Source organism: Enterobacter cloacae complex sp. P40C2, from assembly GCF_014930695.1.
Classification (GTDB): Bacteria; Pseudomonadota; Gammaproteobacteria; order Enterobacterales; family Enterobacteriaceae; genus Enterobacter; species Enterobacter pasteurii.
This window is the reverse complement of sequence record NZ_JADBRP010000006.1, coordinates 132115-158907: the sequence shown is the minus strand read 5'-3', so window position 1 is coordinate 158907 and position 26793 is coordinate 132115. Positions and strand designations below refer to the sequence as shown.

At 54.3% G+C, this 26793-nt stretch carries 24 protein-coding genes, 1 tRNA gene and 1 pseudogene; 16 read left to right on the top strand and 10 right to left on the bottom strand.

Features of this window, described 5'->3' with window-relative positions:
• Positions 1-846, bottom strand: a complete 846-nt coding sequence (locus IM304_RS13375; RefSeq protein WP_227009609.1) for a hypothetical protein — start codon at positions 844-846, stop codon at positions 1-3.
• A 629-nt stretch (positions 847-1475) separates the two neighbouring features.
• On the opposite strand from IM304_RS13375, the gene IM304_RS13370 reads away from it, so the two are divergent.
• Complete coding sequence (locus tag IM304_RS13370) at positions 1476-2093, top strand: trimeric intracellular cation channel family protein (protein ID WP_023299016.1); 618 nt, start codon at positions 1476-1478, stop codon at positions 2091-2093.
• Between the two features lie 2 nt (positions 2094-2095).
• On the opposite strand, the gene ligB is transcribed toward IM304_RS13370, so the two are convergent.
• Positions 2096-3766: an NAD-dependent DNA ligase LigB gene (ligB, locus tag IM304_RS13365; protein ID WP_193355464.1), complete on the bottom strand. Its 1671-nt coding sequence runs from the start codon at positions 3764-3766 to the stop codon at positions 2096-2098.
• A 251-nt stretch (positions 3767-4017) separates the two neighbouring features.
• On the opposite strand from ligB, the gene gmk reads away from it, so the two are divergent.
• The 5 genes from gmk to recG are packed head-to-tail and all read left to right on the top strand — an operon-like array spanning position 4018 to position 9884.
• The gene (gene gmk / locus IM304_RS13360; RefSeq protein WP_148420442.1) at positions 4018-4641 is read left to right on the top strand and encodes a guanylate kinase; all 624 of its coding nucleotides are present in this window, start codon (positions 4018-4020) and stop codon (positions 4639-4641) included.
• A gap of 54 nt (positions 4642-4695) precedes the next feature.
• The gene (gene rpoZ, locus IM304_RS13355; RefSeq protein WP_000135058.1) at positions 4696-4971 is read left to right on the top strand and encodes a DNA-directed RNA polymerase subunit omega; all 276 of its coding nucleotides are present in this window, start codon (positions 4696-4698) and stop codon (positions 4969-4971) included.
• Between the two features lie 19 nt (positions 4972-4990).
• Positions 4991-7105, top strand: a complete 2115-nt coding sequence (gene spoT, locus IM304_RS13350; RefSeq protein WP_148420441.1) for a bifunctional GTP diphosphokinase/guanosine-3',5'-bis pyrophosphate 3'-pyrophosphohydrolase — start codon at positions 4991-4993, stop codon at positions 7103-7105.
• A 4-nt stretch (positions 7106-7109) separates the two neighbouring features.
• Positions 7110-7799, top strand: coding sequence for a tRNA (guanosine(18)-2'-O)-methyltransferase TrmH (gene trmH, locus IM304_RS13345; RefSeq protein WP_193355399.1), 690 nt, complete (start codon positions 7110-7112; stop codon positions 7797-7799).
• Positions 7800-7802: 3 nt separating this feature from the next.
• Positions 7803-9884, top strand: a complete 2082-nt coding sequence (gene recG, locus IM304_RS13340) for an ATP-dependent DNA helicase RecG (RefSeq protein ID WP_193355400.1) — start codon at positions 7803-7805, stop codon at positions 9882-9884.
• A 3-nt stretch (positions 9885-9887) separates the two neighbouring features.
• Here recG and gltS read toward each other — a convergent pair whose 3' ends face one another.
• Entirely contained in the window at positions 9888-11090 is a 1203-nt protein-coding gene (gltS, locus tag IM304_RS13335; RefSeq protein WP_193355401.1) for a sodium/glutamate symporter, read from the bottom strand.
• 225 nt (positions 11091-11315) lie between these two features.
• Between gltS and xanP the strand changes: the two genes are divergently transcribed.
• Positions 11316-12707 carry a xanthine/proton symporter XanP gene (gene xanP, locus IM304_RS13330; protein WP_176609074.1) on the top strand — a complete coding sequence of 464 codons (1392 nt, stop codon included), beginning with the start codon at positions 11316-11318 and terminating at the stop codon, positions 12705-12707.
• 119 nt (positions 12708-12826) lie between these two features.
• Complete coding sequence (locus IM304_RS13325) at positions 12827-14530, top strand: AsmA family protein (protein WP_193355402.1); 1704 nt, start codon at positions 12827-12829, stop codon at positions 14528-14530.
• Between the two features lie 61 nt (positions 14531-14591).
• Here the strand turns inward: IM304_RS13325 and yicI are convergent, their stop codons facing one another.
• Both yicI and IM304_RS13315 read right to left on the bottom strand, forming a co-directional pair.
• On the bottom strand, positions 14592-16910 hold the full coding sequence (gene yicI, locus IM304_RS13320; RefSeq protein ID WP_193355403.1) for an alpha-xylosidase: 2319 nt from the start codon (positions 16908-16910) through the stop codon (positions 14592-14594).
• A gap of 12 nt (positions 16911-16922) precedes the next feature.
• Entirely contained in the window at positions 16923-18314 is a 1392-nt protein-coding gene (locus IM304_RS13315) for a glycoside-pentoside-hexuronide family transporter (RefSeq protein WP_193355404.1), read from the bottom strand.
• 288 nt (positions 18315-18602) lie between these two features.
• Here IM304_RS13315 and IM304_RS13310 point away from each other — a divergent pair.
• Positions 18603-18697: transfer RNA gene (locus tag IM304_RS13310), tRNA-Sec, on the top strand.
• A 362-nt stretch (positions 18698-19059) separates the two neighbouring features.
• On the opposite strand, the gene IM304_RS13305 is transcribed toward IM304_RS13310, so the two are convergent.
• Positions 19060-19230 carry a hypothetical protein gene (locus IM304_RS13305; protein WP_164725120.1) on the bottom strand — a complete coding sequence of 57 codons (171 nt, stop codon included), beginning with the start codon at positions 19228-19230 and terminating at the stop codon, positions 19060-19062.
• Between the two features lie 179 nt (positions 19231-19409).
• Between IM304_RS13305 and IM304_RS13300 the strand changes: the two genes are divergently transcribed.
• Positions 19410-20267 carry a WYL domain-containing protein gene (locus tag IM304_RS13300; protein WP_227009610.1) on the top strand — a complete coding sequence of 286 codons (858 nt, stop codon included), beginning with the start codon at positions 19410-19412 and terminating at the stop codon, positions 20265-20267.
• A gap of 12 nt (positions 20268-20279) precedes the next feature.
• On the opposite strand, the gene IM304_RS13295 is transcribed toward IM304_RS13300, so the two are convergent.
• Positions 20280-20471, bottom strand: a complete 192-nt coding sequence (locus IM304_RS13295; protein WP_061066867.1) for a toxin-antitoxin system HicB family antitoxin — start codon at positions 20469-20471, stop codon at positions 20280-20282.
• A gap of 125 nt (positions 20472-20596) precedes the next feature.
• On the opposite strand from IM304_RS13295, the gene IM304_RS13290 reads away from it, so the two are divergent.
• From IM304_RS13290 to IM304_RS13280, 4 genes and pseudogenes are all read left to right on the top strand, one after another.
• Entirely contained in the window at positions 20597-20938 is a 342-nt protein-coding gene (locus IM304_RS13290) for a SymE family type I addiction module toxin (RefSeq protein WP_193355405.1), read from the top strand.
• Between the two features lie 59 nt (positions 20939-20997).
• Positions 20998-21416, top strand: a pseudogene (locus IM304_RS22280) (hydroxyacid dehydrogenase); the annotation flags it as partial.
• A 148-nt stretch (positions 21417-21564) separates the two neighbouring features.
• Complete coding sequence (locus IM304_RS13285; RefSeq protein ID WP_176611153.1) at positions 21565-21915, top strand: type II toxin-antitoxin system RelE/ParE family toxin; 351 nt, start codon at positions 21565-21567, stop codon at positions 21913-21915.
• On the top strand, positions 21912-22211 hold the full coding sequence (locus IM304_RS13280) for an XRE family transcriptional regulator (protein WP_045335986.1): 300 nt from the start codon (positions 21912-21914) through the stop codon (positions 22209-22211). The genes IM304_RS13285 and IM304_RS13280 overlap by 4 nt, the downstream gene beginning before the upstream one ends.
• Positions 22212-22275: 64 nt before the next feature.
• Here the strand turns inward: IM304_RS13280 and IM304_RS13275 are convergent, their stop codons facing one another.
• From IM304_RS13275 to IM304_RS13265, 3 genes are all read right to left on the bottom strand, one after another.
• The gene (locus IM304_RS13275) at positions 22276-23046 is read right to left on the bottom strand and encodes a GlxA family transcriptional regulator (RefSeq protein ID WP_255517727.1); all 771 of its coding nucleotides are present in this window, start codon (positions 23044-23046) and stop codon (positions 22276-22278) included.
• 352 nt (positions 23047-23398) lie between these two features.
• Positions 23399-23878 carry a hypothetical protein gene (locus tag IM304_RS13270; protein ID WP_193355406.1) on the bottom strand — a complete coding sequence of 160 codons (480 nt, stop codon included), beginning with the start codon at positions 23876-23878 and terminating at the stop codon, positions 23399-23401.
• 1 nt (position 23879) lies between these two features.
• The gene (locus IM304_RS13265; RefSeq protein ID WP_193355407.1) at positions 23880-24683 is read right to left on the bottom strand and encodes a winged helix-turn-helix domain-containing protein; all 804 of its coding nucleotides are present in this window, start codon (positions 24681-24683) and stop codon (positions 23880-23882) included.
• Positions 24684-25518: 835 nt separating this feature from the next.
• On the opposite strand from IM304_RS13265, the gene IM304_RS13260 reads away from it, so the two are divergent.
• Complete coding sequence (locus IM304_RS13260) at positions 25519-26121, top strand: helix-turn-helix transcriptional regulator (protein WP_148420428.1); 603 nt, start codon at positions 25519-25521, stop codon at positions 26119-26121.
• 53 nt (positions 26122-26174) lie between these two features.
• Positions 26175-26759, top strand: a complete 585-nt coding sequence (locus tag IM304_RS13255) for a fimbrial protein (RefSeq protein ID WP_176609082.1) — start codon at positions 26175-26177, stop codon at positions 26757-26759.
• The last annotated feature ends 34 nt before the right edge of the window (positions 26760-26793 follow it).

Genomic DNA, 26793 nt, shown 5'->3' with positions numbered 1-26793 from the left:
TTATTGCGCCAAATAACGCAGCTTCCACTCCGCCAGGGTACGCGGCATTTTGACGGCGTCGTTGCCCTGGGTACTGAAGTAAGAAAACGTTAGCTTACCTTTGCCGTTCGGTTCGATCCGCGCCGCCCAGATGTCGTGGGCGGTGTACATAATGATTGCCGTACGGGTATTCGCGGCACCGCGGACCCACATTGATACCACCGTTGCGCCAACGTTATCCATATCATCCTGATAAATATAGATATTAGCGGTATCAACGAATTTTTGATAATCGTCACCCACCAGCGCGCGGAAACGTTCGTCCACCTCCGCATTTGGGAAGATTTCCAGGGTACGCAGCGTCGCTTTCGGCCGCGGATCCTGCTCTGACTTCAGGTAGCGCCCATCGATAAATGCCCCGCTCGGCATTAAGAGGCGACAGCCCCAGTCCGCGTTGCTGTAGGCCTGTATTGCGCCGCTAATTCGCGGAATAAATAGCACCTTACAATGTTTGCTATCAACCATATTATCGATCAGCACCATGCCGTTTATTTTTCGGGCTTCGGCGGTAAACTCATCTTTATTCAGTCCCGCCCAGATGCGTATATCGGCGACGATGGACCAGTCCGCGCTATGGCTGAACTGGATCACCCCACCGCTGACGTTGGCGGCACTGGTATTCCACCAGCGCCCCTCCCAGGAGAAGCCAGACGGCACGTCGGCTATCCGACTGATTCCGCTATAGTAAGCCCGCTCAATGCAGTCGTCCGAAGCGCACTCACCGAGCGATTTTTCCCACTCCTCAAACTCCTGATGCACCCGGCCGGCATCGCGAGCGACCAGCATCGCCCGGTAGACGTTGGTCATGGTGTCATCCAGCCAGTGAAGATTAGCATTATTACAGACCGTATTCTGGAGCGGAGTAACGGCACGCTGGCAATTCACCGCGTAAACACTGGTACTCGTCAGTGCAGCTGCAAAAATAAGATATTTAATCAAACACTTAACCATTAGGATATTTTTTAATCAAAAAGGGCGCATATTTTGTCTAAAACATTTTTTTAATGCAATAAAACGTTATAAATAATTCACATAATCAATATTTAAATATTTGTTTTTAATGTTGCTCAATTTTGTCATTTATTTATTTTATAAATGTAATATCGACTATTTTGTTATAAAGAATAATCGTCGGTAAAGTAAGTGCCCTTACAGGGCTTTTCTTGAGCATGTAACGATCTCGCCAAACCCTGCGCAGCAGAATGCTGCAACGGGCTGCTTTCACGCTTTAGCTTTTTTAAGGCAGAAGCCAACCTTGCGCTGCTAATAACCGAGATAAATATCAATAAATTATCCAATTAAAACAATATATTAAACTTATAAAATATTACACATTCTCATTATTATTTCTTATCCGAAATGAGTCACTTTAGAAAATCTCAATCGTGATCTTCCGCACAAATCGCTAACCTCCACGCCTTCATACCGGAGGTTTTATGCTGCTTCACATTCTTTATCTTATTGGCATTACCGCAGAAGCCATGACCGGCGCGCTCGCCGCCGGACGTCGCCGTATGGATACCTTCGGCGTGATCATTATTGCCACTGCCACCGCGCTGGGCGGCGGGTCCGTGCGCGATATCCTGCTTGGTCATTATCCGCTCGGCTGGGTCAAAAACCCTGAATACGTCATTATCGTCGCGACTGCCGCCGTATTGACCACCATCGTGGCGCCCGTCATGCCTCACCTGCGCCGCCTGTTCCTGGTGCTGGATGCGCTTGGGCTTATCGTCTTTTCCATCATTGGCGCGCAAATCGCGCTCGATATGGGGGAAGGCCCGGTAATCGCCACCATCGCAGCCGTGATAACGGGCGTGTTTGGCGGCGTGCTGCGCGATATGTTCTGCAAACGCATTCCTCTGGTCTTTCAGAAGGAGCTGTATGCTGGCATCTCCTTTGCCGCCGCGGTGCTCTATGTTGCCTTACAGCACTATGTAACCAATCACGACGTGGTGGTTATCTCTACCCTGCTGTTTGGGTTTACCGCGCGTATGCTCGCGTTGCGCCTGAAGCTCGGCCTGCCCGTTTTTCACTACAAGCACAACGCGCATTAAATTCAGAACCCGTTAATGTGCTGCTCAGCCAGCCATCTTGCCAGCCCATCAACGGGAGGCGCATGCAGCCAGCTCACGATCTGCTGCGCCTTCTCTTCACCTGTTCCCGGCAAAGCCTGCCAGTCAGCGGCGCTCCGCTGATTCAGCGCCTGCCACGACGCCGCCCCAACCGCATTCAGCGTGGCTTTTGTCAGCGGGATCCCCATCGCTGTGACCCAGCGAATAAAGGGTTGTTTACGCACCCGATTAAAACGATGCCAGAGCGATAGCCCGCGCCCGGCGGAAAAGCCCGGCGTGGACTGTAGCTGTTCCTGCGTCAGTGTTAACCACGAAAAAATATGCTCGAAACGATGCGTCTGATGAAGCGTCCGCCAGCCCGCCTCGCCTAACCCCTCGATCCCCAGCCCCTGCTTCGAGCTAAGCCACGTCAGCCGGGCAAAGAACTGTTCCATACACGCCGGTGAGGCATAAAAACAGGTCAGTGAATGATACTGCGGGGCCGGAGGTTCGGGTTTTTTCCTGTCCGCTCCCCGCCAGACAACCCGGTCGAACCGGGGGATCCCCTGTCCGGCAAGGCTTATCAGAACCTGATCGCCGGGAACAACGTCCAGCCGCTGCCAGCGGGCAACCGACCCCAGGCTCACCCGCCGCACCTGTTTATCGTCAAGCTTTACCGGCTCCAGCTCGGCTACCACGGACACCTTACCCGTTCGCCCGACGCCAAACTGTATCCCTCGCACCTCAGCAACCTGAGCGACAGGCGTATATTTCCATGCGACAACCCAGCGCCCTTCACCGGGTAACCAACCATCGCCCGCGGGTTCATCCGCTGAGCGCACCACAATGCCGTCCGTGGCAAAGGGCAGTGCTGCTGTATGCCACGCTGAACGCTGCGCTTCGACCGCATCCACAGACGCGGCGGGCAGCGTATAACGCGCCGTCAGGGCGAACCCGGCTTTTGACAACGCATCCAGAGAGGCCTGCATCTCTTTCGGTCCATCCGGCCAGGCCCAGATAAACACGCCTATTTGTCTGAGCAGTGCGCTATCGTTTTGACGCATCATGGCGCCCGCCACTTTTGCCCGCATGTTCATCCCCCCCATCTGACGCTGGATGTGTTTTTCACGGATCCAGAACAGTTCGCCCTGTAAGACGCTGTTTGCCAGGGGGCCGGACAGGTTTTGCGGAACAGAGGGGATCGAGCGAACCTGCGCCGTCCAGTCTTCGCCTTTTACACCGTTGCCACGGCTAATGGCCCGGGCAAGCTTCCCGCTCTGGTACACCAGCGTCACAGCCACACCATCCACCTTGGGCTGCATCCAGAGATGCTGCCGGGCTTGCATCCACCGGCTGAGCTCAGCCTTACCGGCAACCTTATGCACGCCCGTATGCGCAACCGGGTGTTTCACACTGCCCGTAAGAGGGGGCAGCTTCTCCCCGGCAGAGGTATGACCAAAACAGCGCTGCCACTGATTCAACCGCGCGTTAAGCTGGTCGTACACGCCGTCATCAACGTCACTTTTTCCCTGCTTCCAGTAAGCATCGTCCCAGCGTTTGATCTGCGCGCTCAGCGCTGCAATTTCCTTCTCTGCTTTTGCCTGCGACCATACCGGGCACACCGCTAACCCGGTGCCACACCACAACAGCGCTAATCCGCTTATCCATCGCCACATCATTACCCCTCCTTTGCGTTGGAGGAGGTATAACCCGGCGTTGAAAACTACGCGAATGGCAACGTTACGCTTTGCGAGGCGTTATCCAGCGTTTCTTTTTATTGCTGCAAACCGCAGATAAAACCTGAAAACGGCACGCAAAAATCAATAATCCAGGGGAAAAAGTGTGACAAAGGCTACGTCACACAGCGGCGACGTGTATAATAAGCCCGTATGTAGGACTTCTTCGCTAACACATACAAAAGACTCTCATGGCTCAAGGCACGCTTTATATTGTTTCTGCCCCTAGTGGCGCGGGTAAATCCAGCCTTATTCAGGCACTGTTAAAAACCCAACCGCTGTACGATACACAGGTTTCTGTTTCTCACACCACGCGGGCACCGCGTCCGGGTGAGGTGCACGGTGAACACTATTTCTTTGTAAATCACGACGAATTCAGAGCGATGATTGCCAGAGACGCGTTTCTTGAACACGCGGAAGTTTTCGGTAACTACTACGGAACCTCGCGTGAAACCATTGAGCAGGTACTGGCTACGGGTGTGAACGTGTTCCTGGATATCGACTGGCAGGGCGCGCAGCAAATTCGTAAGAAAATGCCTGATTCGCGCAGTATCTTTATTTTACCGCCATCGAAAGATGAACTGGATCGCCGCCTGCGTGGCCGCGGTCAGGACAGCGAAGAAGTTATCGCGAAGCGTATGGCACAGGCTGTTGCAGAAATGAGCCATTACGCGGAATATGATTACCTTATTGTGAATGATGATTTTGATGCCGCGCTGAGCGATCTCAAAACTATCCTTCGCGCAGAACGTCTGCGTATGAGCCGCCAGAAGCAGCGACATGACGCATTAATCACCAAACTGTTGGCAGACTGAACCCACTTTCAGTATCATGCCCAGTCATTTCTTCACCTGTGGAGCATTTTAAGTATGGCACGCGTAACTGTTCAGGACGCTGTAGAGAAAATTGGTAACCGTTTTGACCTGGTACTGGTCGCCGCGCGTCGCGCTCGTCAGATGCAGGTAGGCGGTAAAGATCCGCTGGTACCGGAAGAAAACGATAAAACCACCGTTATTGCACTTCGCGAAATCGAAGAAGGTCTGATCAACAACCAGATCCTCGACGTGCGTGAGCGCCAGGAGCAGCAAGAGCAGGAAGCCGCAGAACTGCAGGCCGTAACCGCCATTGCTGAAGGTCGTCGTTAATTAAACCTGCGGGTCGCCCTTGTATCTGTTTGAAAGCCTGAATCAACTGATTCAAACCTACCTGCCTGAAGACCAGATTAAGCGTCTTCAGCAGGCGTATCTCGTTGCACGTGACGCTCACGAGGGCCAGACACGTTCAAGCGGTGAACCCTACATCACGCACCCGGTGGCGGTGGCCTGCATTCTGGCCGAGATGAAACTCGACTACGAAACGCTGATGGCCGCCCTGCTGCATGACGTGATCGAAGATACCCCTGCCACCTACCAGGATATGGAACAGCTGTTTGGCAAAAGCGTTGCCGAGCTGGTGGAGGGGGTCTCTAAGCTTGATAAGCTGAAATTCCGCGACAAGAAAGAGGCGCAAGCCGAAAACTTTCGCAAGATGATCATGGCGATGGTGCAGGATATCCGCGTCATTCTCATCAAGCTCGCTGACCGTACCCACAACATGCGCACGCTGGGCTCACTTCGCCCGGATAAACGTCGCCGCATCGCCCGTGAAACCCTCGAAATCTACAGTCCGCTGGCGCACCGTTTAGGTATTCACCACATTAAAACCGAGCTGGAAGAGCTGGGTTTTGAAGCGTTATACCCAAACCGCTATCGCGTGATTAAAGAGGTGGTGAAAGCCGCACGAGGCAACCGTAAAGAGATGATTCAAAAAATCCTCTCTGAAATCGAAGGGCGCTTGCAGGAAGCCGGCATTCCGTGCCGCGTCAGCGGTCGCGAAAAGCATTTGTACTCTATCTACTGTAAAATGGTGCTCAAAGAGCAGCGTTTTCACTCGATCATGGATATTTACGCATTCCGCGTAATCGTCCACGACTCGGACACCTGCTACCGCGTGCTGGGGCAGATGCATAGCCTGTACAAGCCACGCCCGGGGCGCGTCAAAGATTACATCGCCATTCCAAAAGCGAACGGATACCAGTCTTTGCACACCTCGATGATTGGCCCGCACGGCGTTCCGGTTGAGGTGCAAATTCGTACCGAAGACATGGATCAGATGGCGGAGATGGGTGTCGCGGCACACTGGGCTTATAAAGAGCACGGTGGCGAAAGCAGCACTACCGCGCAAATCCGCGCTCAGCGCTGGATGCAGAGCCTGCTGGAGCTACAGCAAAGCGCAGGCAGCTCGTTTGAATTTATCGAGAGCGTTAAATCCGATCTCTTCCCGGATGAGATTTACGTTTTCACACCTGAAGGGCGCATTGTCGAACTGCCTGCGGGTGCGACACCGGTCGACTTCGCTTACGCCGTGCATACCGATATCGGCCATGCCTGCGTGGGCGCCCGCGTCGACAGACAGCCTTATCCGCTGTCTCAGCCGCTCTTCAGTGGGCAAACGGTGGAGATCATCACCGCGCCGGGCGCCCGTCCCAACGCAGCCTGGCTGAACTTTGTCGTGAGCTCTAAAGCGCGTGCGAAAATCCGCCAGCTGCTGAAAAACCTCAAGCGCGACGACTCCGTCAGCCTGGGGCGTCGTCTGCTTAACCACGCCCTGGGTGGCAGCCGCAAGCTGGCTGAGATCCCGCCAGAGAATATTCAGCATGAGCTGGAGCGCATGAAGCTCGCTTCGCTGGATGACCTGCTGGCAGAGATCGGCCTCGGCAACGCCATGAGCGTGGTGGTGGCCAAGAACCTGCAACAAGGCGAAACGACAGCCGTTCCTGCCACCGCGCAAAATCATGGTCATCTGCCGATCAAAGGCGCTGACGGGGTGCTGATCACCTTTGCCAAATGCTGCCGTCCGATCCCTGGCGACCCGATTATTGCGCACGTCAGCCCGGGTAAAGGGCTGGTGATCCACCACGAATCCTGTCGTAACATCCGTGGCTACCAGAAAGAGCCAGAGAAGTTCATGGCGGTCGAGTGGGATAAAGAGACGGCGCAGGAATTTATTACCGAAATCAAGGTGGATATGTTCAACCACCAGGGCGCACTGGCAAACCTGACGGCAGCGATCAACACGGCCTCGTCCAATATTCAGAGCCTGAATACGGAAGAGAAAGACGGCCGCGTTTACAGCGCCTTTATTCGCCTGACCGCCCGTGACCGCGTGCATCTGGCAAATATTATGCGCAAGATCCGCGTAATGCCGGACGTCATTAAAGTCACCCGTAACCGAAACTAGCATTATGAATTCAAAACGTTACGAGCGAATCTGCGAAATGCTCGCCAGGCGTCAGCCTGATCTGACGGTCTGCATGGAGCAGGTCCATAAACCTCATAACGTCTCTGCTATCGTTCGCACCGCAGATGCCGTCGGCGTACATGAAGTACACGCCGTCTGGCCGGGCGCACGCATGCGCACCATGGCCTCGACTGCCGCAGGCAGTAACAGCTGGGTATCCGTGAAAACTCACCAGACTATTGGTGAAGCGGTCTCGCACCTGAAGGGGCGCGGCATGCAGGTTCTGGCAACCAACCTCTCCGACAAAGCCGTAGATTTCCGTGAGATCGACTACACCCGCCCGACCTGCATTTTGATGGGTCAGGAGAAAACGGGGATCACCCAGGAAGCGCTGGATTTGGCAGATCGGGACATCATCATCCCGATGGTCGGCATGGTCCAGTCACTGAACGTGTCGGTCGCCTCTGCGCTTATTCTGTATGAAGCACAGCGCCAGCGTCAGAACGCCGGCATGTACGAGCGCAGCAACAGCATGCTTCCGGAAGATGAACAGCAGCGCCTGCTGTTTGAAGGTGGCTATCCGGTGCTGGCTCGCGTTGCGAAGCAGAAAAAACTGCCTTACCCCCACGTCAACGCGCAGGGCGAAATTGAAGCCGATGCCGAGTGGTGGTCTACCATGCAGTACGCCGGGTAAACCATGAAAGGCCGCCTGCTGGACGCCATCCCGCTCAACAGCCTGACGGGCGTGGGCGCGGCACAAAGCAGCAAACTGGCGAAGATTGGCCTGCACACCGTGCAGGATCTCCTGCTCCACCTCCCCCTGCGTTACGAAGATCGTACCCAGCTTTATAAAATTGGCGATCTGCTGCCCGCTATCTACGCCACCGTTGAAGGCGAAGTGCTGAACTGCAATATCACCTTTGGCGGCCGCAGGATGATGACCTGTCAGATCAGCGACGGGACCGGCATTCTCACCATGCGCTTTTTCAACTTCAGCGCGGCGATGAAAAACAGCCTTGCCGCAGGCCGACGCGTGCTCGCGTACGGTGAAGCCAAACGTGGTAAATACGGTGCGGAGATGATCCACCCGGAATACCGCATACAGGGCGATCTCAGCTCGCCAGAGCTGCAGGAGACGCTCACGCCGGTCTATCCGACCACCGAGGGCGTGAAGCAGGCAACGTTGCGCAAGCTCACCGATCAGGCGCTGGAGCTGCTCGATACCTGCGCCATTTCCGAGCTGCTGCCCCCGGAGCTGGCGCAAGGCATGATGAGCCTGCCGGAAGCGCTGCGCACCCTGCACCGTCCGCCGCCAACGCTTCAGCTCACAGACTTAGAAAGCGGTAAACACCCCGCACAGCGGCGACTTATCCTTGAGGAGTTACTGGCCCATAACCTGAGCATGCTGGCACTGCGCGCCGGTGCGCAGCGTTTCCACGCTCAGCCTTTAGGCCAGCGTGATGAACTCAAAGATAAGCTGCTGGCCTCACTCCCGTTTAAACCCACCGGCGCACAGGCGCGGGTTACCGCCGAGATTGAACGCGATATGACGCTTGACGTGCCGATGATGCGCCTGGTGCAGGGCGACGTGGGTTCCGGTAAAACGCTGGTTGCAGCGCTGGCCGCGCTACGCGCCATCGCCCACGGCAGGCAGGTGGCGCTGATGGCACCGACTGAGCTGCTGGCCGAGCAGCACGCCAGTAATTTCCGCAGCTGGTTCGCGCCGCTGGGCATCGAAGTGGGCTGGCTGGCCGGGAAACAGAAGGGCAAAGCGCGCCTTGCGCAGCAGGAGGCGATAGCCAGCGGGCAGGTGCAGATGATTGTCGGTACGCACGCCATTTTCCAGGAACAGGTGCAGTTTAACGGCCTGGCGCTGGTCATTATCGACGAGCAACACCGCTTTGGCGTGCATCAGCGTCTGGCGCTGTGGGAGAAAGGCCTGCAGCAGGGCTTCCACCCGCATCAGCTGATCATGACCGCCACCCCTATCCCGCGCACCCTGGCAATGACGGCCTACGCCGACCTGGATACCTCCACCATCGATGAACTGCCGCCGGGCCGTACGCCGGTGACCACGGTCGCCATACCGGACACGCGCCGCAGCGACATCATTGACCGGGTGCGCAACGCCTGCACTCAGGAAGGCCGTCAGGCGTACTGGGTCTGCACCCTGATTGAAGAGTCAGAGCTTCTGGAAGCGCAGGCAGCCGAAGCCACGTGGGAAGAGCTAAAGCTCGCCCTGCCGGAGCTGAACGTCGGTCTTGTTCACGGCCGCATGAAGCCCGCCGAGAAGCAGGCGGTGATGCAGTCGTTCAAGCAGGGCGAGCTGCATTTACTTGTTGCGACTACGGTCATCGAGGTAGGTGTGGACGTGCCAAACTCCAGCCTGATGATTATCGAGAACCCGGAGCGTCTGGGCCTGGCGCAGCTCCACCAGCTGCGGGGCCGCGTGGGGCGTGGCGCGATCGCCTCCCACTGCGTGCTGCTCTACAAAGCGCCGCTGTCGAAAACCGCGCAGATGCGTTTGCAGGTATTACGCGACAGCAACGACGGCTTCGTGATTGCGCAAAAAGATCTGGAGATCCGCGGCCCGGGCGAACTGCTGGGCACGCGTCAGACGGGTAACGCCGAATTTAAAGTGGCAGACTTGCTGCGCGATCAGGCCATGATCCCCGAGGTTCAGCGCCTGGCGCGCCATATTCATGAACGCTACCCCGAACAGGCGGCAGCGTTAATCGAACGCTGGATGCCGGAAACCGAACGGTATTCCAACGCCTGACGATCAGCCAAACATCGGCAGCATCAGGTACAGCTTAATGACCAGCGCGTTGACGATATCGATGAAGAACGCGCCAACCATCGGAACCACCAGAAACGCCATGTGCGACGGGCCGAATCGTTCAGTGATCGCCTGCATGTTGGCGATGGCCGTAGGCGTTGCCCCCAGCCCAAACCCACAGTGACCCGCTGCCAGTACCGCCGCATCATAGTTTTTGCCCATCATGCGCCAGGTGACAAAGATGGCATACAGCGCCATAAACACGGCCTGAACCGCCAGAATCGCCACCATCGGCAGCGCCAGCGACGCCAGCTCCCACAGCTTGAGGCTCATCAGCGCCATCGCCAGGAACAGCGACAGACTGACGTTACCCAGCACGGACACCGCGAGTTCAAAGACGCGGTAGAAGCCCATCTGCGCCAGACCGTTGCTCAGGATCACCCCGATAAACAGCACGCAAACGAACGTTGGCAACTCGAAGGCCGTTCCCGCCAGCCATTGCGCAACGATTTTGCCCACGGTGAGGCAGATCGCAATCATGGCGATGGTTTCAATCATCACCAGCGAGGTGATGCTGCGGCCAACGTCCGGTTTTTCGAACGCCGTTGGCACCATTTCATCATCCGGTCTGCCTTCCGGCGTGGTGGAGTGCTTCACCAGGTAACGCGCTACCGGGCCGCCAATCAGGCCGCCAAGCACCAGACCAAAGGTCGCGCAGGCCATCGCCACTTCCGTTGCGTTTTCAAAGCCATAGCGTTCGATAAACAGCTTGCTCCACGCCGCCCCCGTGCCGTGGCCGCCTGACAGGGTGATTGAGCCCGCCAGCAGACCCATCAGCGGATCCAGCCCCAGCAACGACGCCATACCGATGCCGATGGCGTTTTGCATCAGCAGCAGCCCAACCACGACGATCAGGAACACGCCCAGCACCTTGCCGCCCGAGCGCAGGCTCGCCAGGTTGGCGTTCAGGCCGATAGTGGCAAAGAAGGCCAGCATCAGCGGATCTTTGAGGGACATGTCAAAATCGATTTCCCAACCCATGCTTTTTTTCAGCACCAGCAGGGCCAGCGCCACCAGCAACCCACCGGCGACAGGTTCAGGAATGGTGTACTTTTTCAGAAAGGAAACACTGTGTACCAGCTTGCGACCAAGCAGAAGAACCAGCGTTGCGGCAACAAGGGTCGACAACGTATCGAGATGAATCATAAGAGGCTCCTGTTATGCGCGTGTTCCATACACACGCGGCGTTATCCTGGGCCGGGTTATGCTCGTCATGAGCCACCGGCGCGAAAAGTGTAATTTTTTTTCCCTCTGCGTTGTAGAAAACCTGCTCACATCGGCAGATTTTCTCTCTTTTTTTTGCTGGCAATCGTTTGCTTTTACCAGGTGGTCAGATAAAATGCCCGCTTTTCCACCGTGGGATTGCCGCCGATGTCTGTTAATACTCTGGAGTCTTCTGATGCGCAACCGATTGCGCAGAAGCAAAACAGCGAACTGATTTACCGCCTTGAAGATCGTCCCCCGCTGCCACAAACCCTGTTTGCCGCCTGTCAGCACCTGCTGGCGATGTTCGTTGCGGTCATCACGCCTGCTCTGCTGATTTGTCAGGCGCTGGGATTACCGGCACAGGATACGCAACATATCATCAGTATGTCTCTGTTCGCTTCCGGTGTGGCCTCCATTATTCAAATTAAAGCATGGGGTCCGGTGGGTTCGGGTTTATTGTCGATTCAGGGCACCAGCTTCAACTTCGTGGCGCCGCTGATCATGGGCGGTACGGCACTGAAAACCGGCGGCGCAGATGTCCCGACGATGATGGCAGCGCTGTTCGGCACCCTGATGCTGGCAAGCTGCACAGAGATGATTATTTCCCGCGTGCTGCACCTGGCGCGCCGCGTGATCACCCCGCTGGTCTCCGGCGTGGTGGTGATGATTATCGGCCTGTCGCTGATTCAGGTGGGCCTGACCTCCATCGGAGGCGGCTACGCGGCAATGAGCGACCATACCTTTGGCGCCCCGAAAAACCTGCTGCTGGCTGGCGTCGTGCTGGCGATCATTATTCTGCTTAACCGCCAGCGTAACCCTTACCTGCGCGTTGCGTCGCTGGTGATCGCCATGGCGGCCGGTTACCTGCTCGCATGGGCACTGGGCATGTTGCCTGAAAACACCGCGCCAGCGAACGCGGCGCTGATAACCGTCCCTACCCCGCTCTATTACGGCCTGGGCATTGACTGGAGCCTGCTGCTGCCGCTGATGCTGGTCTTTATGATCACCTCGCTGGAGACCATTGGCGATATCACTGCCACCTCCGACGTTTCCGAGCAGCCGGTGTCTGGCCCGCTGTATATGAAACGCCTGAAAGGCGGCGTGCTGGCGAACGGCCTGAACTCCTTCGTCTCTGCGGTGTTCAACACTTTCCCGAACTCCTGCTTCGGCCAGAACAACGGCGTGATCCAGCTGACCGGCGTCGCCAGCCGCTACGTTGGCTTCGTGGTGGCGCTGATGCTGGTCGTTCTCGGCCTGTTCCCGGCGGTGAGCGGATTCGTGCAGCACATCCCTGAGCCGGTCCTGGGCGGCGCGACGCTGGTCATGTTTGGCACCATCGCCGCCTCCGGCGTGCGTATCGTTTCACGCGAGCCGCTGAACCGCCGCGCAATCATGATTATCGCGCTGTCTCTCGCCGTGGGTCTTGGCGTGTCCCAGCAGCCACTGATTCTGCAGTTTGCCCCGGACTGGGTGAAGAACCTGCTCTCCTCCGGCATTGCCGCGGGCGGCATCACGGCTATCGTGCTGAACCTCGTATTCCCGCCTGAAAAGAACTGATCCTCCTCACGGCAGGCTGTCAATGCCTGCCGTGACATCTCTTTACACCATTCCCGCCTTGAGCATTGCGCATAAATCGTGCATAACTCCTCTATATGCGTTTCGCGGGAGGGAAGACCATGAAATTTATTGGAAAGCTGCTCATCTATCTTCTGGTAGCCCTGCTTATTGTAGTGCTCGCCTTCTATTTTCTGCTCCAGACCCGCTGGGGCGCGTCACAGGCTAGCAGCTGGATCACGGTGAATACCGATTACGAGCTCAGCTTCGACCAGATGGATCACCGGTTTTCATCCCCTTCCCACATCCTTCTGGAGAACGTCACCTTCGGACGCGATGGCCAACCGGCCACGCTGGTCGCCAAAACGGTGGACATTGGCTTAAGCAGCCGTCAAATCACCGACCCGCTGCATATGGACACCATCACCCTGTTCGACGGCACGCTGAATTTATCGCCGCAGACGGCGCCGCTGCCGTTCCAGGCCGACCGTTTGCAGCTCAACAACATGGCCTTTAACAGCCCGAATACGGCGTGGGATCTGAGTGCGCAAAAGGTCACCGGCGGCGTCAGCCCGTGGCAGCCAGAGGCGGGGAACGTGCTGGGGAAAAAGGCGCAAATCCAGATGAGCGCCGGCTCGCTCACCCTCAACGGCATACCGGCCAACAACGTGCTGATCCAGGGGCAACTCAACGGTAATGAGGTGGCGCTGAACACTATCGGTGCCGATATGGCGCGCGGCTCGCTTACGGGCTCGGCCCTGCGTAACGCCGACGGCAGCTGGGTAATTAATACCCTGCGTCTGAACGAGATCCGCCTGCAAAGCGATAAACCGCTGCTGGATTTCTTCGCCCCTCTCGCCACGCTGCCTTCGTTACGGATCGGGCGGCTGGACGTGACCGATGCCCGCCTGCAGGGGCCAGACTGGGCGGTGACCGACCTGGATTTGAGCCTGCGCAACCTGACGCTGAGCAAAGGCGACTGGCAAAGCCAGGAGGGTCGCTTATCCATGAACGCCAGCGAATTTATCTACGGCTCGCTGCACCTGTACGACCCGATTATGAATGCGGAATTTTCCCCGCAGGGTATGGCGCTGCGCCAGTTCACCTCCCGCTGGGAAGGCGGTATGGTGCGCACGTCCGGTAACTGGCTGCGCGAGGGTAAAGCCCTGGTGCTGGATGATGTCGCCGTTGCCGGGCTGGAGTATACGCTTCCGGAAAACTGGAAAACGTTGTGGATGGATCCGCTGCCGGCGTGGCTGAACAGCGTGACGCTGAAAAAATTCGGCCTGAGCCGCAATCTGGTGATCGACATCGATCCTGCTTTCCCGTGGCAGATCACCTCCCTCGACGGTTACGGCGCCAACCTGCAGCTGGCGAAAGACCATAAGTGGGGCGTATGGGGCGGCAGTGCGACCCTGAACGGCGCGGCGGCAACCTTTAACCGCGTCGATGTGCGCCGCCCGTCGCTCGCGCTGAACGCCAACGCCGCGACGGTGAATATTACTGACCTGAGCGCGTTTACCGAGAAAGGGATCCTGGAGGCGACCGCCACGGTTTCACAGCTGCCGCAGCGGCAGACCACCGTTAGCCTGAACGGGCGCGGCGTGCCGCTCAACGTGTTGCAGCAGTGGGGCTGGCCAGCCCTGCCGATTGCGGGTGACGGCAATATTCAGTTGACTGCCAGCGGTAGCGTGCAGGCGAATGCGCCCCTGAAGCCAACGGTCAACGGCAAGCTGAGCGCGGTAAATATGGATAAACAGCAGGTGCAGCAGACGATGACGGCTGGTGTGGTATCGACACTGCCCTCACCCCAGCCCTCTCCCTGAAAGGGAGAGGGAGCAAACCATTCCCTCGCCCCTTTGGGGAGAGGGTTAGGGTGAGGGGGAATTAAAGGTGCACCACCACCTCATCCCCCTCCGCTTTCACCACCACGCCCCACTCGCTGCCCGCGTGCGTTCCGCCCTTCACGCCGCCTACCTTCTGCACGTTGCGCAAGCATACCGACCAGTTCCGCGCTTCACCCGCACCGGTAAGGGTCACGGTGTCGCCCTGGCGTGCCGCCTTCAGCGTAAATACCACCGAACCGTCCGCCGCAGGCACTTCGCTTACCGCCGTTGCGCCATCGCTCAGGTTAAACAGCTGGAAGGCCGTCCCCTCGTTCCACGCGTAGTCCGGTTTCTGGCTATTGTTGCCCAGCGCCAGCAGCGTGTTGTCGCGCACATACACCGGCAGGCTCTGGAAATCGTGCTGCTGCTTATGCCAGCGGCTGCCCTCAACGTCGTCGTTATGCCACAGGTGCGTCCAGCGGCCTTCCGGCAGATAGAACTGCACGTCGCCCGCCTCGGAGAACACCGGCGCCACCATCACGGAATCCCCCAGCATGTACTGCCGGTCGAGATAATCGCACGCCGGATCGTCCGGGAATTCCAGCATCATCGCCCGCAGCATCGGCGTGCCGCACTCGCGAGCCAGCGTCGCCTGACGGTACAGGTAAGGCATCATCCGGCATTTCAGCTGCGTAAAGTGGCGCACCACGTCGCAGGATTCGTCATCGTACGCCCACGGCACCCGGTAGGATTTGCTGCCGTGCAGGCGGCTGTGGCTGGAGAGCAGCCCGAACGCGCACCAGCGTTTGTAGACGTGCGCCGGGGCGGTGTTTTCGAATCCGCCGATATCGTGACTCCAGAACCCGAAGCCGGACAGGCCAATCGACAGCCCGCCGCGCAGGCTTTCCGCCATGGATTCGTAGTTGGCGTAGCAGTCCCCGCCCCAGTGCACCGGGAACTGCTGCGCGCCGACGGAGGCAGAACGGGCAAACAGCACCGCCTCCTCTTCGCCCACCGTCTCTTTCAGCACGTTCCACACCAGTTCGTTGTAGATGTAGGCGTAATGGTTATGCATTTTCTGCGGATCGGCCCCGTCGAACCACCGGACATCCGTCGGGATCCGCTCGCCGAAGTCGGTTTTGAAGCAGTCAACGCCGATATCTACCAGGCCTTTCAGCTTATCGGCATACCACCGGCACGCTTCCGGGTTGGTGAAGTCGTAAATCGCGAGCCCAGGCTGCCATTTGTCCCACTGCCACAGGGAGCCGTCCGGCCGCTTAAGCAGGTAGCCCTTCGCTTTCAGCTCCTGAAATACCGGCGATTTCTGGCCGATATACGGGTTAATCCACACGCAGACCTTCAGCCCTTTCTCCTTCAGGCGGCGGATCATGCCTTCCGGGTCCGGGAAGGTCGCCGGGTCCCACTCGAAGTCGCACCACTGGAAGGCCTTCATCCAGAAGCAGTCGAAGTGGAAAACGTGCAGCGGCAGGTCGCGCTCGGCCATGCCGTCGATGAAGCTGTTTACCGTCGCTTCGTCGTAGTTGGTGGTGAACGAGGTGGTCAGCCACAGGCCGAACGACCACGCCGGCGGCAGCGCCGGACGCCCGGTGAACTGCGTATAGCGGTTCAGCACCTCTTTCGGCGTCGGACCGTCGATCACGAAATACTCAAGATATTCCCCTTCCACGCTGAACTGCACTTTGGAGACTTTCTCCGAGCCGATTTCAAACGAGACGTTTTCCGGATGGTTCACCAGCACGCCGTAGCCGCGGTTGGTCAGGTAGAACGGGATGTTTTTGTAGGACTGCTCGGTGCTGGTGCCGCCGTCGCGGTTCCAGGTATCGACCCGCTGGCCGTTGCGCACCAGGGCGGTAAAGCGCTCGCCCAGGCCGTAAACCGTTTCCCCCACGCCCAGATCCAGACGTTCAAACACGTAATTGCGATCGGTATTGGTATCCTGCACGTAACCGTTGTTTTTCAGCTGGCTGCCGGTTATGCGCTGGCCGTTGCGCAGGAAATCCAGCGCCCAGAACTCCCCTTTGGTGACGCGCACGCTGACGCTGCCGCTCTTCAGCTCGGCAAAGTCGGCGTTGTTTTCAATCTCTACCTCTACGTCCTTCAGCACGTTGAGCGGATAGTGCGGGCCGTTGTACAGCGCGCCCTGGAAGTGCTCGATGCGCACCCCGACAATGCCTTCCTGCGGAGCAAACAGGCGCACCGTGAACATTAACGTGTCGAGCTGCCAGGTACGTTCGCGCACGTCACGCGGGGCGATATACGCCACCAGGTCATTGCCCTGCCGCTCCACGTCGAACACCTGAACCGGATACGTCACGTTCAGCCCCGGTTGAATAAGCCAGTTTCCATCACTGATTTTCATGCTTTCGTCCTCTTAGTTCTGTAATTCTTTGCTGGTCGGCAGGTTTTCAAACTCCTGCTGATTGCGGCGCGCACCGTGTGCCAGCTCGCTCAGGATTTTGGTCAGGAAGGGGGTTTTCAGCGTGTAGTAGCGTTTGGCGATAATGGCGCTCAGCACGTAGCAGATCGCCGGCGCCAGCGTAAACAGGCCGATAATGATGCTGATGGTCGTACTGTTCTGCGTACTGGCTGCCGCGTCGTAGCCGCCGCCGGCCAGCATCCAGCCGATCGTCGCGCCGCCCAGCGCGAGGCCGAGCTTCAGCACGAACAGCGTGCCCGCGAAGCTGATGCCGGTCAGGCGTTTGCCGTTGGTCCATTCGCCGTAGTCGACGGTATCGGACATCATCACCCACTGAATCGGCGTCACCAGCTGGTGCAGCACGCCGATGACGAAGATAAAGGCGAACATCAGCACCGTGGCATGCATCGGCACGAAGAACATCGCGACGCTGACCACGGCCAGCGCGGCGTTGGTCCACCAGAAGATGCTGACCTTGCACTTCCAGTCGGTGAGCGGTTTCGCCAGCGCGGAGCCGATCAGGTTGCCGACGCAGTAGGTGGTGAGGAACGCGACGAACACCTCCGGCGAGCCCATTATCCAGGTGCAGTAGTACATCATCGCGCCGCCGCGCACGCAGACGGCAAGGATGTTGAGGATGGTCAGCACGCCGACGATGCGCCACTGGTCGTTGTGCCAGATGTCGCGCAGGTCTTCACGCATGGAGGTGGTGCTCGGCGGCACCTGGATGCGCTCTTTGGTGGTGAAGAAGCAGAACGCCAGCATCAGGAACGCGACCACCGACAGCACGGCGATGCCGCCCTGGAAGCCGAACGCCTTATCCTCGCCGCCAATCAGGTTCACCAGCGGCATCATCAGCACCGTGGAGAGCATGCCGCCCGCCGTCGCCAGCACAAAGCGCCAGGATTGCAGGGAGATGCGCTGCGTCGGGTCGTTGGTGATCACCCCGCCCAGCGCGCAGTAAGGGATGTTGACCACGGTATAGAGCAGGGTCAGCAGCGTGTAGGTAATGGCGGCGTAAACCATTTTGCCGTTGAGGCTGAGGTCCGGCGTGGTGTAGGCCAGCACGCAGACGATGCCGAACGGGATAGCGCCGAACAAAATCCACGGGCGGAACTTGCCCCAGCGGCTGCGGGTGCGGTCGGCAATCAGCCCCATGCAGGGGTCGGAGATTGCGTCCAGCGCACGCGCCAGCAGGAACATGGTGCCGACAAACCCGGCGGGAATGCCGAAAATATCGGTGTAAAAAAACATCATGTACAGCATGACGTTATCAAAAATGATATGGCTGGCGGCGTCTCCCATGCCGTAGCCAATCTTCTCTTTTACTGACAATACTTCGCTCATCTTCTTATCCTTCACGCTGTAGGAGGCGCTGAGACCGGTTGCATTGGTTTTAAACCATTGTTTCAGATGCGAGTATTGCGTTTTCTGGTTAGCAGATTACGTTTCTTGTTTTTTGTGATCGAGATAAAAGTTGATGAGCACGAAATGCTAACCTGAGGATTTTCTTAAGAATTAACTGAAACAGGGGGATTCAGGTCAAAAGAGAGGTGAAAAAAGTGGTGTGGGGTATGTGGTAAATGTCTGAAAGTAGCTATAATGCGCCCCGCCTCCATGTAGCAATGCAGGCGCGGAAGATCGTCATCTCCGGTGAGGTGGCTGGACTTCAAATCCAGTTGGGGACGCCAGCGTTCCCGGGCAGGTTCGACTCCTGTGATCTTCCGCCAATGACTCACTCTTTTTAGAAATCTTTTTTTACTTTGCTGATAAAAAAAGGAAGAGATTTCTCTCCTCCCTTTCTCATTACTTTAATGTGGCAATGAACGCCAATGCGCACACACATGTTCAAAACGACCTAAACGAAAACGGACGTAAGCGCAAACACGAACAATCTTTGAACGATTCATCAAAATCTCCCAAGTATGTTAGGGAGGGATCTCTGGATAAAATGGTGCTAAAAGAGTATAATTTTTTAGCTTTAGAATTATGCTCCGGGATGGAGACCTCCCGTATAGCATCCTCACTAAGGTGTTCCACCACCTTTAGTGACTAGCACCACATGTAGCTGTTATCGTTCCACCGGTAACGGCTATTTTTCTTTTCGGACTCCTTTAAACGGGGTTTTGTCTGCCTTCACATCCATAAAACGCCCAGTTTCTGTATCACGCTTGACCCAATGGCCGCTTGGAGTTTGACACTGGCTACGCTCACGTACAGCACCGATTCGCTTGCCATCACCGTATGGTTTGTTAACTGCCATTTTCATTTCCTCAAAATACTGACTTTTTGCCAGCTTTTAGGATTATACCTTGGATCGTCGAAGGATCAAGTAGAAGTAAGATCATTTTGATCGCACCTATGGCCTCAATCTGATCTTTGCTCTATCATAGACACCATATGTAGTAGATTGCTAGCATAACACGTTCTACAGAGGGTAACATGAATCCGATATCAACTTTTATACCGCACGATAATGATCGGCTGAGATACATTGAATTTTCCTTAATATATAAAGGTGAGGTGTCCCGCTCTTCATTAATGGAGGCCTTTAATATAAAAGAAGCATCAGCCACAAGAGATATTAATAAATATAATGAGATTACTGAAGGTAAAAACAGTTACTTCGATTCAAAAACAAAAAAACATATTATAAATGATGAGATTTTTTCTCCATATTATAATTTAAGCGATATTGATGTCCTTTGCTGGATAAAATCTGAAAAAATAGAGAAAACAGATATTAATTATATTTATAGATGCCAGCGTCTTAATATACCTAGTAAAGAAGCATTTTCTCCAATAACTCGAGCTATTACACAAAGAAAGAAAGTTGAAATTGAGTATCTTTCTGTTACGAGTGGAAAATCAAAAAGGATTATTACTCCACATAGTCTGTTCGATGATGGCTTAAAAATATATGTGCGCGCTTATGATAGCAAACATAAGAAGTTCATTAGTCTCTCCCCATCTCGAATAACAAAAGCTAACTTATTGAATGTTATAGCTGAAAAAGGAGAAACTATAAGTGATGACATTGAGTGGAATAATATTGTCGAACTAGAAATAGTTCCACACCCAAGAATAAAATTCAAGGATACGATCGAATATGAATACAGAATGATTAGGGGCTCTTTAATTGTGAAAGTACGCGAAGCGACGGCAGGATTCTATTTAAGAGCATGGAACGTTGACTGTTCTTTTGATGCAATATTAAATTCTGAGATCTACCAATTGCATCTAAAAAATCATGCTCAATATGCTAAAAAAGATTTCATGTTTCTGGCTCCTACAGAATGAATTAAATTTTTACTAGCCCAAAGGTTTTATCCCTTTCGCACGCAAAGCCTCCCTCGCCAGTTCCTTCAACCAGCTGGCGAGACTCACCCCTTCCTCAGCAGCCACAGCATCCAGTTGTTCCTTCAATGCCGGATCAATTCGCATCTTAAACTGCGGAGACTGCCCGCCGCCTTTTGGTTTTTTTTCGCGCGATATGATTGACATGAGGCCACCTATCCATCTACTCTGAGTCACATAGGAGGCCACCTAAACCTCCTCTACTAGCAACGCCCCGATGTGCGGGAACACAGCCGGAGCGTCTAACCTCACCAACTATCAAGGAGTTGATTATGGCTGATTCGCATTCTACCTCAGACATAGACCAATCCGGAACCGAGCGTTCGCTAATTGTGGGATACCGCCCGAATGTTTTCGACAAATCCACGCCGAAAATCATCCTTTCCGGCAAATGGCTACGCGCTGCAGGTTTTGATACCGGACAGCAGGTCACGATAAAAGTCATGAAAAGATGCATCGTTCTGGTGGCGTATAACGAGCAGGAGCAGCGGTTACAGGATGATTATAAACGTACGAAGGCAAAGCTTATTGAGATAGAGGATGCGCTTGCAGCGATTCAAATTCCACATGCTGGAAAGCGCCTCGAAAAATCAAATACAAACCACCTGGCTTAGCGGCTGTTTCTGGCGCGCAAACCGTCTTGTGCAATAGGCATTTAAGATATGGAGGCGACATGGCTGATAAGACATAATCCAATCTCCGACAGGTGATTTGTTATGTTTGCCTGTGATGACGGAACGGTTCGCATTACATGTCGCTTTAAACATGAAACACTCTGGCTGTCGCAAGCAGCCAGAGCGGTTCTTTTCAGGTCACACCGCAAGCCATAACTCAGCATATCAAAGCAATTTATGAAGAGGGTGAACTTGAATAAAAAGCAACTTGTAAGGCTTACTTACAGGTTCAGCAAGAAGGTCAATCGCAACACATTTCACTATTGCCTTCCCGGCTTCCTCGCTATCGGTTAGGGCAGGCCAGGCGCTTCAGGAATACCTGGTAAATGGCTTCGTTATGGATAACAAGTGCCTAAAGAATCTCCCAGTCGGATCATCCGCCCTAAATGTTTATTTCGAAGAAATGCTGGAAAGCGTCTCGCAGTTTCTCTGTTGCACCATCCGTTTGATATCCCATCTTTGTCATACTCCTGCCACTTATGGCCTGGCTGCAACGCGCAGCTATTGCATTTATTAACTACAGCTTATATTGTTTTTATAAGCTACAGCTTATCATGGATGAAAACATGTGGACCGTAGTGTTTAGTAAGGTATTCGAGCAATGGTTGCTTGAACAGGAAGATGGGTTGCAGGAAAAGGTACTGGCAGACCTGTTAAATCTACAGAATTATGGACCTCGTCTTCCTCGTCCCTATGCAGATACCGTTAAGGGCTCACAATATAAGAATATGAAAGAGTTACGTATTCAATATGCCGGTCGCCCGGTTCGTGCGTTCTTCGCGTTTGATCCTGTACGTCAGGCCATTGTGCTTTGCGCGGGCGATAAGCGTAACGACAAAGCCTTTTATGGAAAACTGATTCGCATTGCGGATGCTGAATTCACTCTTCATCTGACAAGCCTGGAGGCATCCAAGTGAAAACCTTAAATGAAGTAATTGCGTCACGCTCACCGGAAAGCCAACAGCGCATTCAGGAGATGGCAGAGGAAATGTTCCTCGAAACCGGTCTGCAACTTCTGCGTGAAGAGCTCCAGCTTTCGCAAAAACATGTCGCCGATCTTATGGGCGTAAGTCAGCCTGCGGTTACACAGCTGGAGCAACGTGGAAACGATCTGAAGATTGCTACTCTTAAGCGTTACATCGAAGCGATGGGCGGAAAACTTTCCATTAACGTGGAACTTCCCACTGGCAAGCGAGTAGCGTTTCATCTCTAGCGCGATGGTATCCGCAGTTAATGGTGCAACCACATATGCCACATTTTACATCCATGTAAGAAATTCAGCTCTGCGACGTGCGCCATACGCCAGGCGTACAGCCGTACTCTGTCTGGAAATGGCGAATAAAGTGCGCACAGTCGCTGAACCCCATCCGTTCTGCAATCTCGGTAACGCTTTGCTGTGAATTTTTAAGCAGCCAGCAGGCATACCGTAGCCTGGCGCTGCGGATAAACTCACGGGTCGTTTTACCAAACTCAGCGTTGAATAGCCGGTTGAGCTGGCGCTCGCTTAAGGCCACTTCGCTGGCCAGCCCGGCGGTGGTCAGGGGACGGGTCAGAAACTGTTCAATTAGCATAACGGCGCGACGCAGCCGCGAGTCCGGTATCAGGGCAATGTTTGCCGGGCGGGGCGTGGCCATTTCATGCGGAACGAGCGACAAACGCTGACAGGTGGTGCTGGCGAGCTCTTTTCCGGCATGCGCGCGGATGAGCTCCGTGGCAAGCGTAAGGGTCGAAATGCCGCCCGGGCAGGTCAGCACATCGCCATCATCAATGAAATCAAACCCCTGCTCGGCATATACCTGTGGGAAAGCCTGTCGGAATGTGTCCAGATGAAAAGGATGTATCGAGGCTCTTCGTTCGTTGAGTAACCCCTCCTGCGCCAGCACAAAACTGCCGGTGCCAATGCCAATGAGCGGCACTCCGGCATGGTGGGCATGCGCCAGATACGCTTTATCACCCCGATAGCCTAAATCCAGATACTGTAGTTCACCGCCAATCACCGCAATATAGTTAAATCGTTCGGGTGGTGCATGGGGGGAGTCAGGCCTCATGATTATCCCCGCATTGCTGGGGATGGGGATGTCGGGAAATTCGCTTATCAAACTGATTCTGAATGCTATTTTATCCTGCGCTTTCGCGGCATAACGCAGCGCCTCCAGCAATCCCGAGACTGCCAGGAGTGAATAACGGGGCCACAGTATCAACCCAATATGAAGCGGCTTTCCCGGCGCTGATTTTCCGCTGCCGGCTGGATCAAATATGTTTTTCATTTACTTGCCAAATTTAAAATTAATTACATTATCGCAACACAATATGTCGCATTTTATATTCTTAAGATAATTCTATAATTTTAAATTAAGCATAAATGAGTGTGGGAGAATTTATAGTCTTTTTTTACGGCTATCATTCTTTTTTTGAACCCCGACACACATATGTCGGCAATGTTCCTAAGGTAAAGATATAGTTACCGTTATGTTGTTCATTGATGCGCATATAAATACTTTTCCCCGGATAGACGAAAAATTGCGGTAAATATTCTTCCAGCCAGCTATCTTCGACATTATCATCCGGGAAAATCATATTCTTATCTGACGTCAGCAAATACAGGCGATCCTTTCGCTCCACCTGAAATGAAATTTTCCGATCGATAATTTTATTTGGATCGTTCTGCGACCGGGCGTTCATGCTCAGGGTGCCGAATTTGCCGTCGAAGGTATAGTTCAGCCAGACCCCTAACGTCTCATCCGGATGGTGCTGAAACAGGTTCGCCTGGCATGTAAAAGGGTGGACGTAGGATCGGTGCCACAGGTAATAGCCCGTCATTACCCCCATCGTAACGAGGCAGGTCGCGAGGATGTACAGCATCTGCTTAAAACGAGTCATGCTAGCTGTCCTTAAGAAAATAATCAGATATACAGCGGTTGGGTTCCTTCATAGGCCGATCGCAGCGAATAACGGAAGCGCGGGGAAGCAGCGCGTACCAGCTGATATAAACCCACGGGTACTTCGCGCAGTCAGCCTTAAAGGGTTCCACGTAAGCCAGCGCAGAGGCGCGCTCGTTCTGAGTCTGAATATCGTTAGCCAGATAGACGCGACAGGCCCCGATGGAGGCCGCAAAATGGTAATCCTCAACGAAGCGGTTTTCCGTTGCGCTCATGTAGCCCGTCACGCCTGCACCGGCCAGTATGATAAGCAGCATTCCCAGAACCACAGCCGCCCAGCGGGTAGGCTTCACAGAGACGGGGGCTGCTGGCTCCGCAGCCTCCAGAGAAGGCGCTGACGGTTCCTCGGGCTCGAGTACCTCAGAACACTTTTCATCTGCTGCCGGAGCCGCGCCGGGCAAAGGTTCTCTGATGGCGATCTGCGTATCGCTTGCCAGCGTCAACCCAATACGGGGGATCGTGACGATAGGATCGGTTTCAAAACCAATCTTTTTTAACCCTTTGCGCAGAATTGAAATGTTCTGGTAATAGGTATTGGGAGAGACGAGCATGCCACGGCTTTGCCAGACAATATCAAGGAATTCCTGTTGAGTGACAATCGACCCCGCTCTGTCGATTAATAACAGCAGGCATCGGCCTGCTGGCGAATTTAACACAACCACACGGTCAGGATTGTTGATATCACGTAACGTGCTGGCCGCAGGATGAAATTCGACGATATTATTAATTATGTAATGCTTATGCATAGGGGCTGTATGAATTCTCCGGTTAACGCATATTGAACCTGAATCACCGTATGACTGAGAAGACAACCTCGTCGTGTTTAATGTGAACGATAAACGGCAGGCTGTATATCTCAGCAATTGGCGAAAAATCTTAATTCATATTACCCTCCTGCAGCTTCACTGAACCTGCATAAGAACGCAGCCCTTGCGCGATGCGGCTTGCGGGGTTGAGACATAAGCCATGGCCCTGATTTCTGAACTTTTATGAAGCGACATTTCGCCTCCCGAATTATCCTGAATCAGTAAATTACTCGTTAATCATGAATCCTCCTCCTGAACCGTTCCTGACACCCTTGACATTGACAAAAACATACACAAAAAAAGATTGTACGCCGCGGACAAGCATGTCCAAAATATTCAGAAACGTGAAACCTCATCTTTTCTTAACCTCTTAACTATCAACCATTTTGCGCTTACCCGCCTATATTTTGTGCATCAATGCATCAGTTTTTACCGATGATAACGCTCGTAAATTGTTATGCCCCGTCAGTAACTTCACACCCGCACTGACACCAGCAGACAAAATCCTTACAAAACATTTATCAAAGCTAAATTTTCATGAAAAACAGCGGTTATCATAATTTACAGAAAGCAAAGCGGAATTAGGCCAATCAGAGGAAACGTCGTAACCGGCCTCGATCGTAGCAATTAATACAAATTTAGATTAATTCAGATTACCTCTTTATTGGCCGTCGTATAGTAGGCCTACACTATGCAATGCGTCATTGCTTCGAGAATACTGGCGATAACACGGTAAATAATTCGCCTGATTACTATTATAAATCGAGGGAATAATATGACGAATACAACCCAGACAACACAGCATATTACCATTGCCTTGATGGGCGGCGATCGTTATGCAAGAAACGGTATTAAAACGCTATTAAGAAGCATTAATAACGATCTTCAAATCAATATCATCGAAGGGGGTTATGAGCAGCTTGATAACGTGCTGTCGTTGACGCGCCTCGATATCTTATTTATATCCGGCGCAGAGAAATACCATACGGGATATGGTTCGCTGAAATATTTAAAAAAAATTAAGGCCATGCATCCCGACGTGATTATCTGCCTGTATTCAACGTCTGCCCATTCGCTGTTATGGGTCCGGGAAAATATTGATGCCTATATCTCGCTTCAAAACACGGTTTATCAGTGGCGAAGCAAGTTAGCAAAGATGGTGGATAAACATTATCGACCGCAAAAGCAGCCAGCGGCGTTATCGCTGACGCCAGGAGAAAGGAGGGTATTAAAGGAACTCAGGAACGGACTGGATATACGTTACATCGCAGAACTGGAGAAACTTTCATATCGCCGGGTGAGCGCCTTAAAAAGCTCAGCGATACGAAAACTCGGGCTCAGGAATAAGACAGATTTGCTGGTCTTTTTAACCAGTTAGACCTGCCGCTTTCAGAGCAAATCTCGTAATAAAAAAAATGAAGGAATAGTGAAATGAAAGCACGTATGACACGCACTTCTCTGCTGGCATTAACCATCGCCGCTCTGCTGCCAGCAGGCTCTGCACTCGCCGCCACCACCAGCGGCGGCACGGTTAACTTTAGCGGGAAAGTGGTGACCTCTGCCTGTGCCATCAGCGCCGGTAGCGCCAATATTGACGTCGACATGGGTGAAGTGCGTACCGCAACGCTTGCTGCGGCGGGCAGCGAAGCCAGTACCGCGAAGGCCTTCTCCATCACGCTGGAAGACTGTGAAATCGCCGATACCTCAGCCTCCACGCCAGAAAACCCGATTGCCGCAACGACCGTGGCCGTCACCTTTACCGGTACGCCGGACACCACGGATACCAATAGCCTGGCGGCAGGGATAAACGGCGGTGCCGGCTCGGCGCAGCATGTCGCTATTCGACTTTATGACGAACAGGGCAACGTGGTGAGGCTCGGTGAGCCCGCGGCCGCGATCCCGCTGCGTAAAGGAGAAAACACCCTGAACTTCAGCGCGAAGTATTACTCCCCGCAGGGCGGAGCCACGGCGGGTGATGCCAGCGCTGTCGCCACCTACACCGTTACCTATTCGTGACCTTCAGGCCCGGCCTGCTGGCCGGGCCTGACTC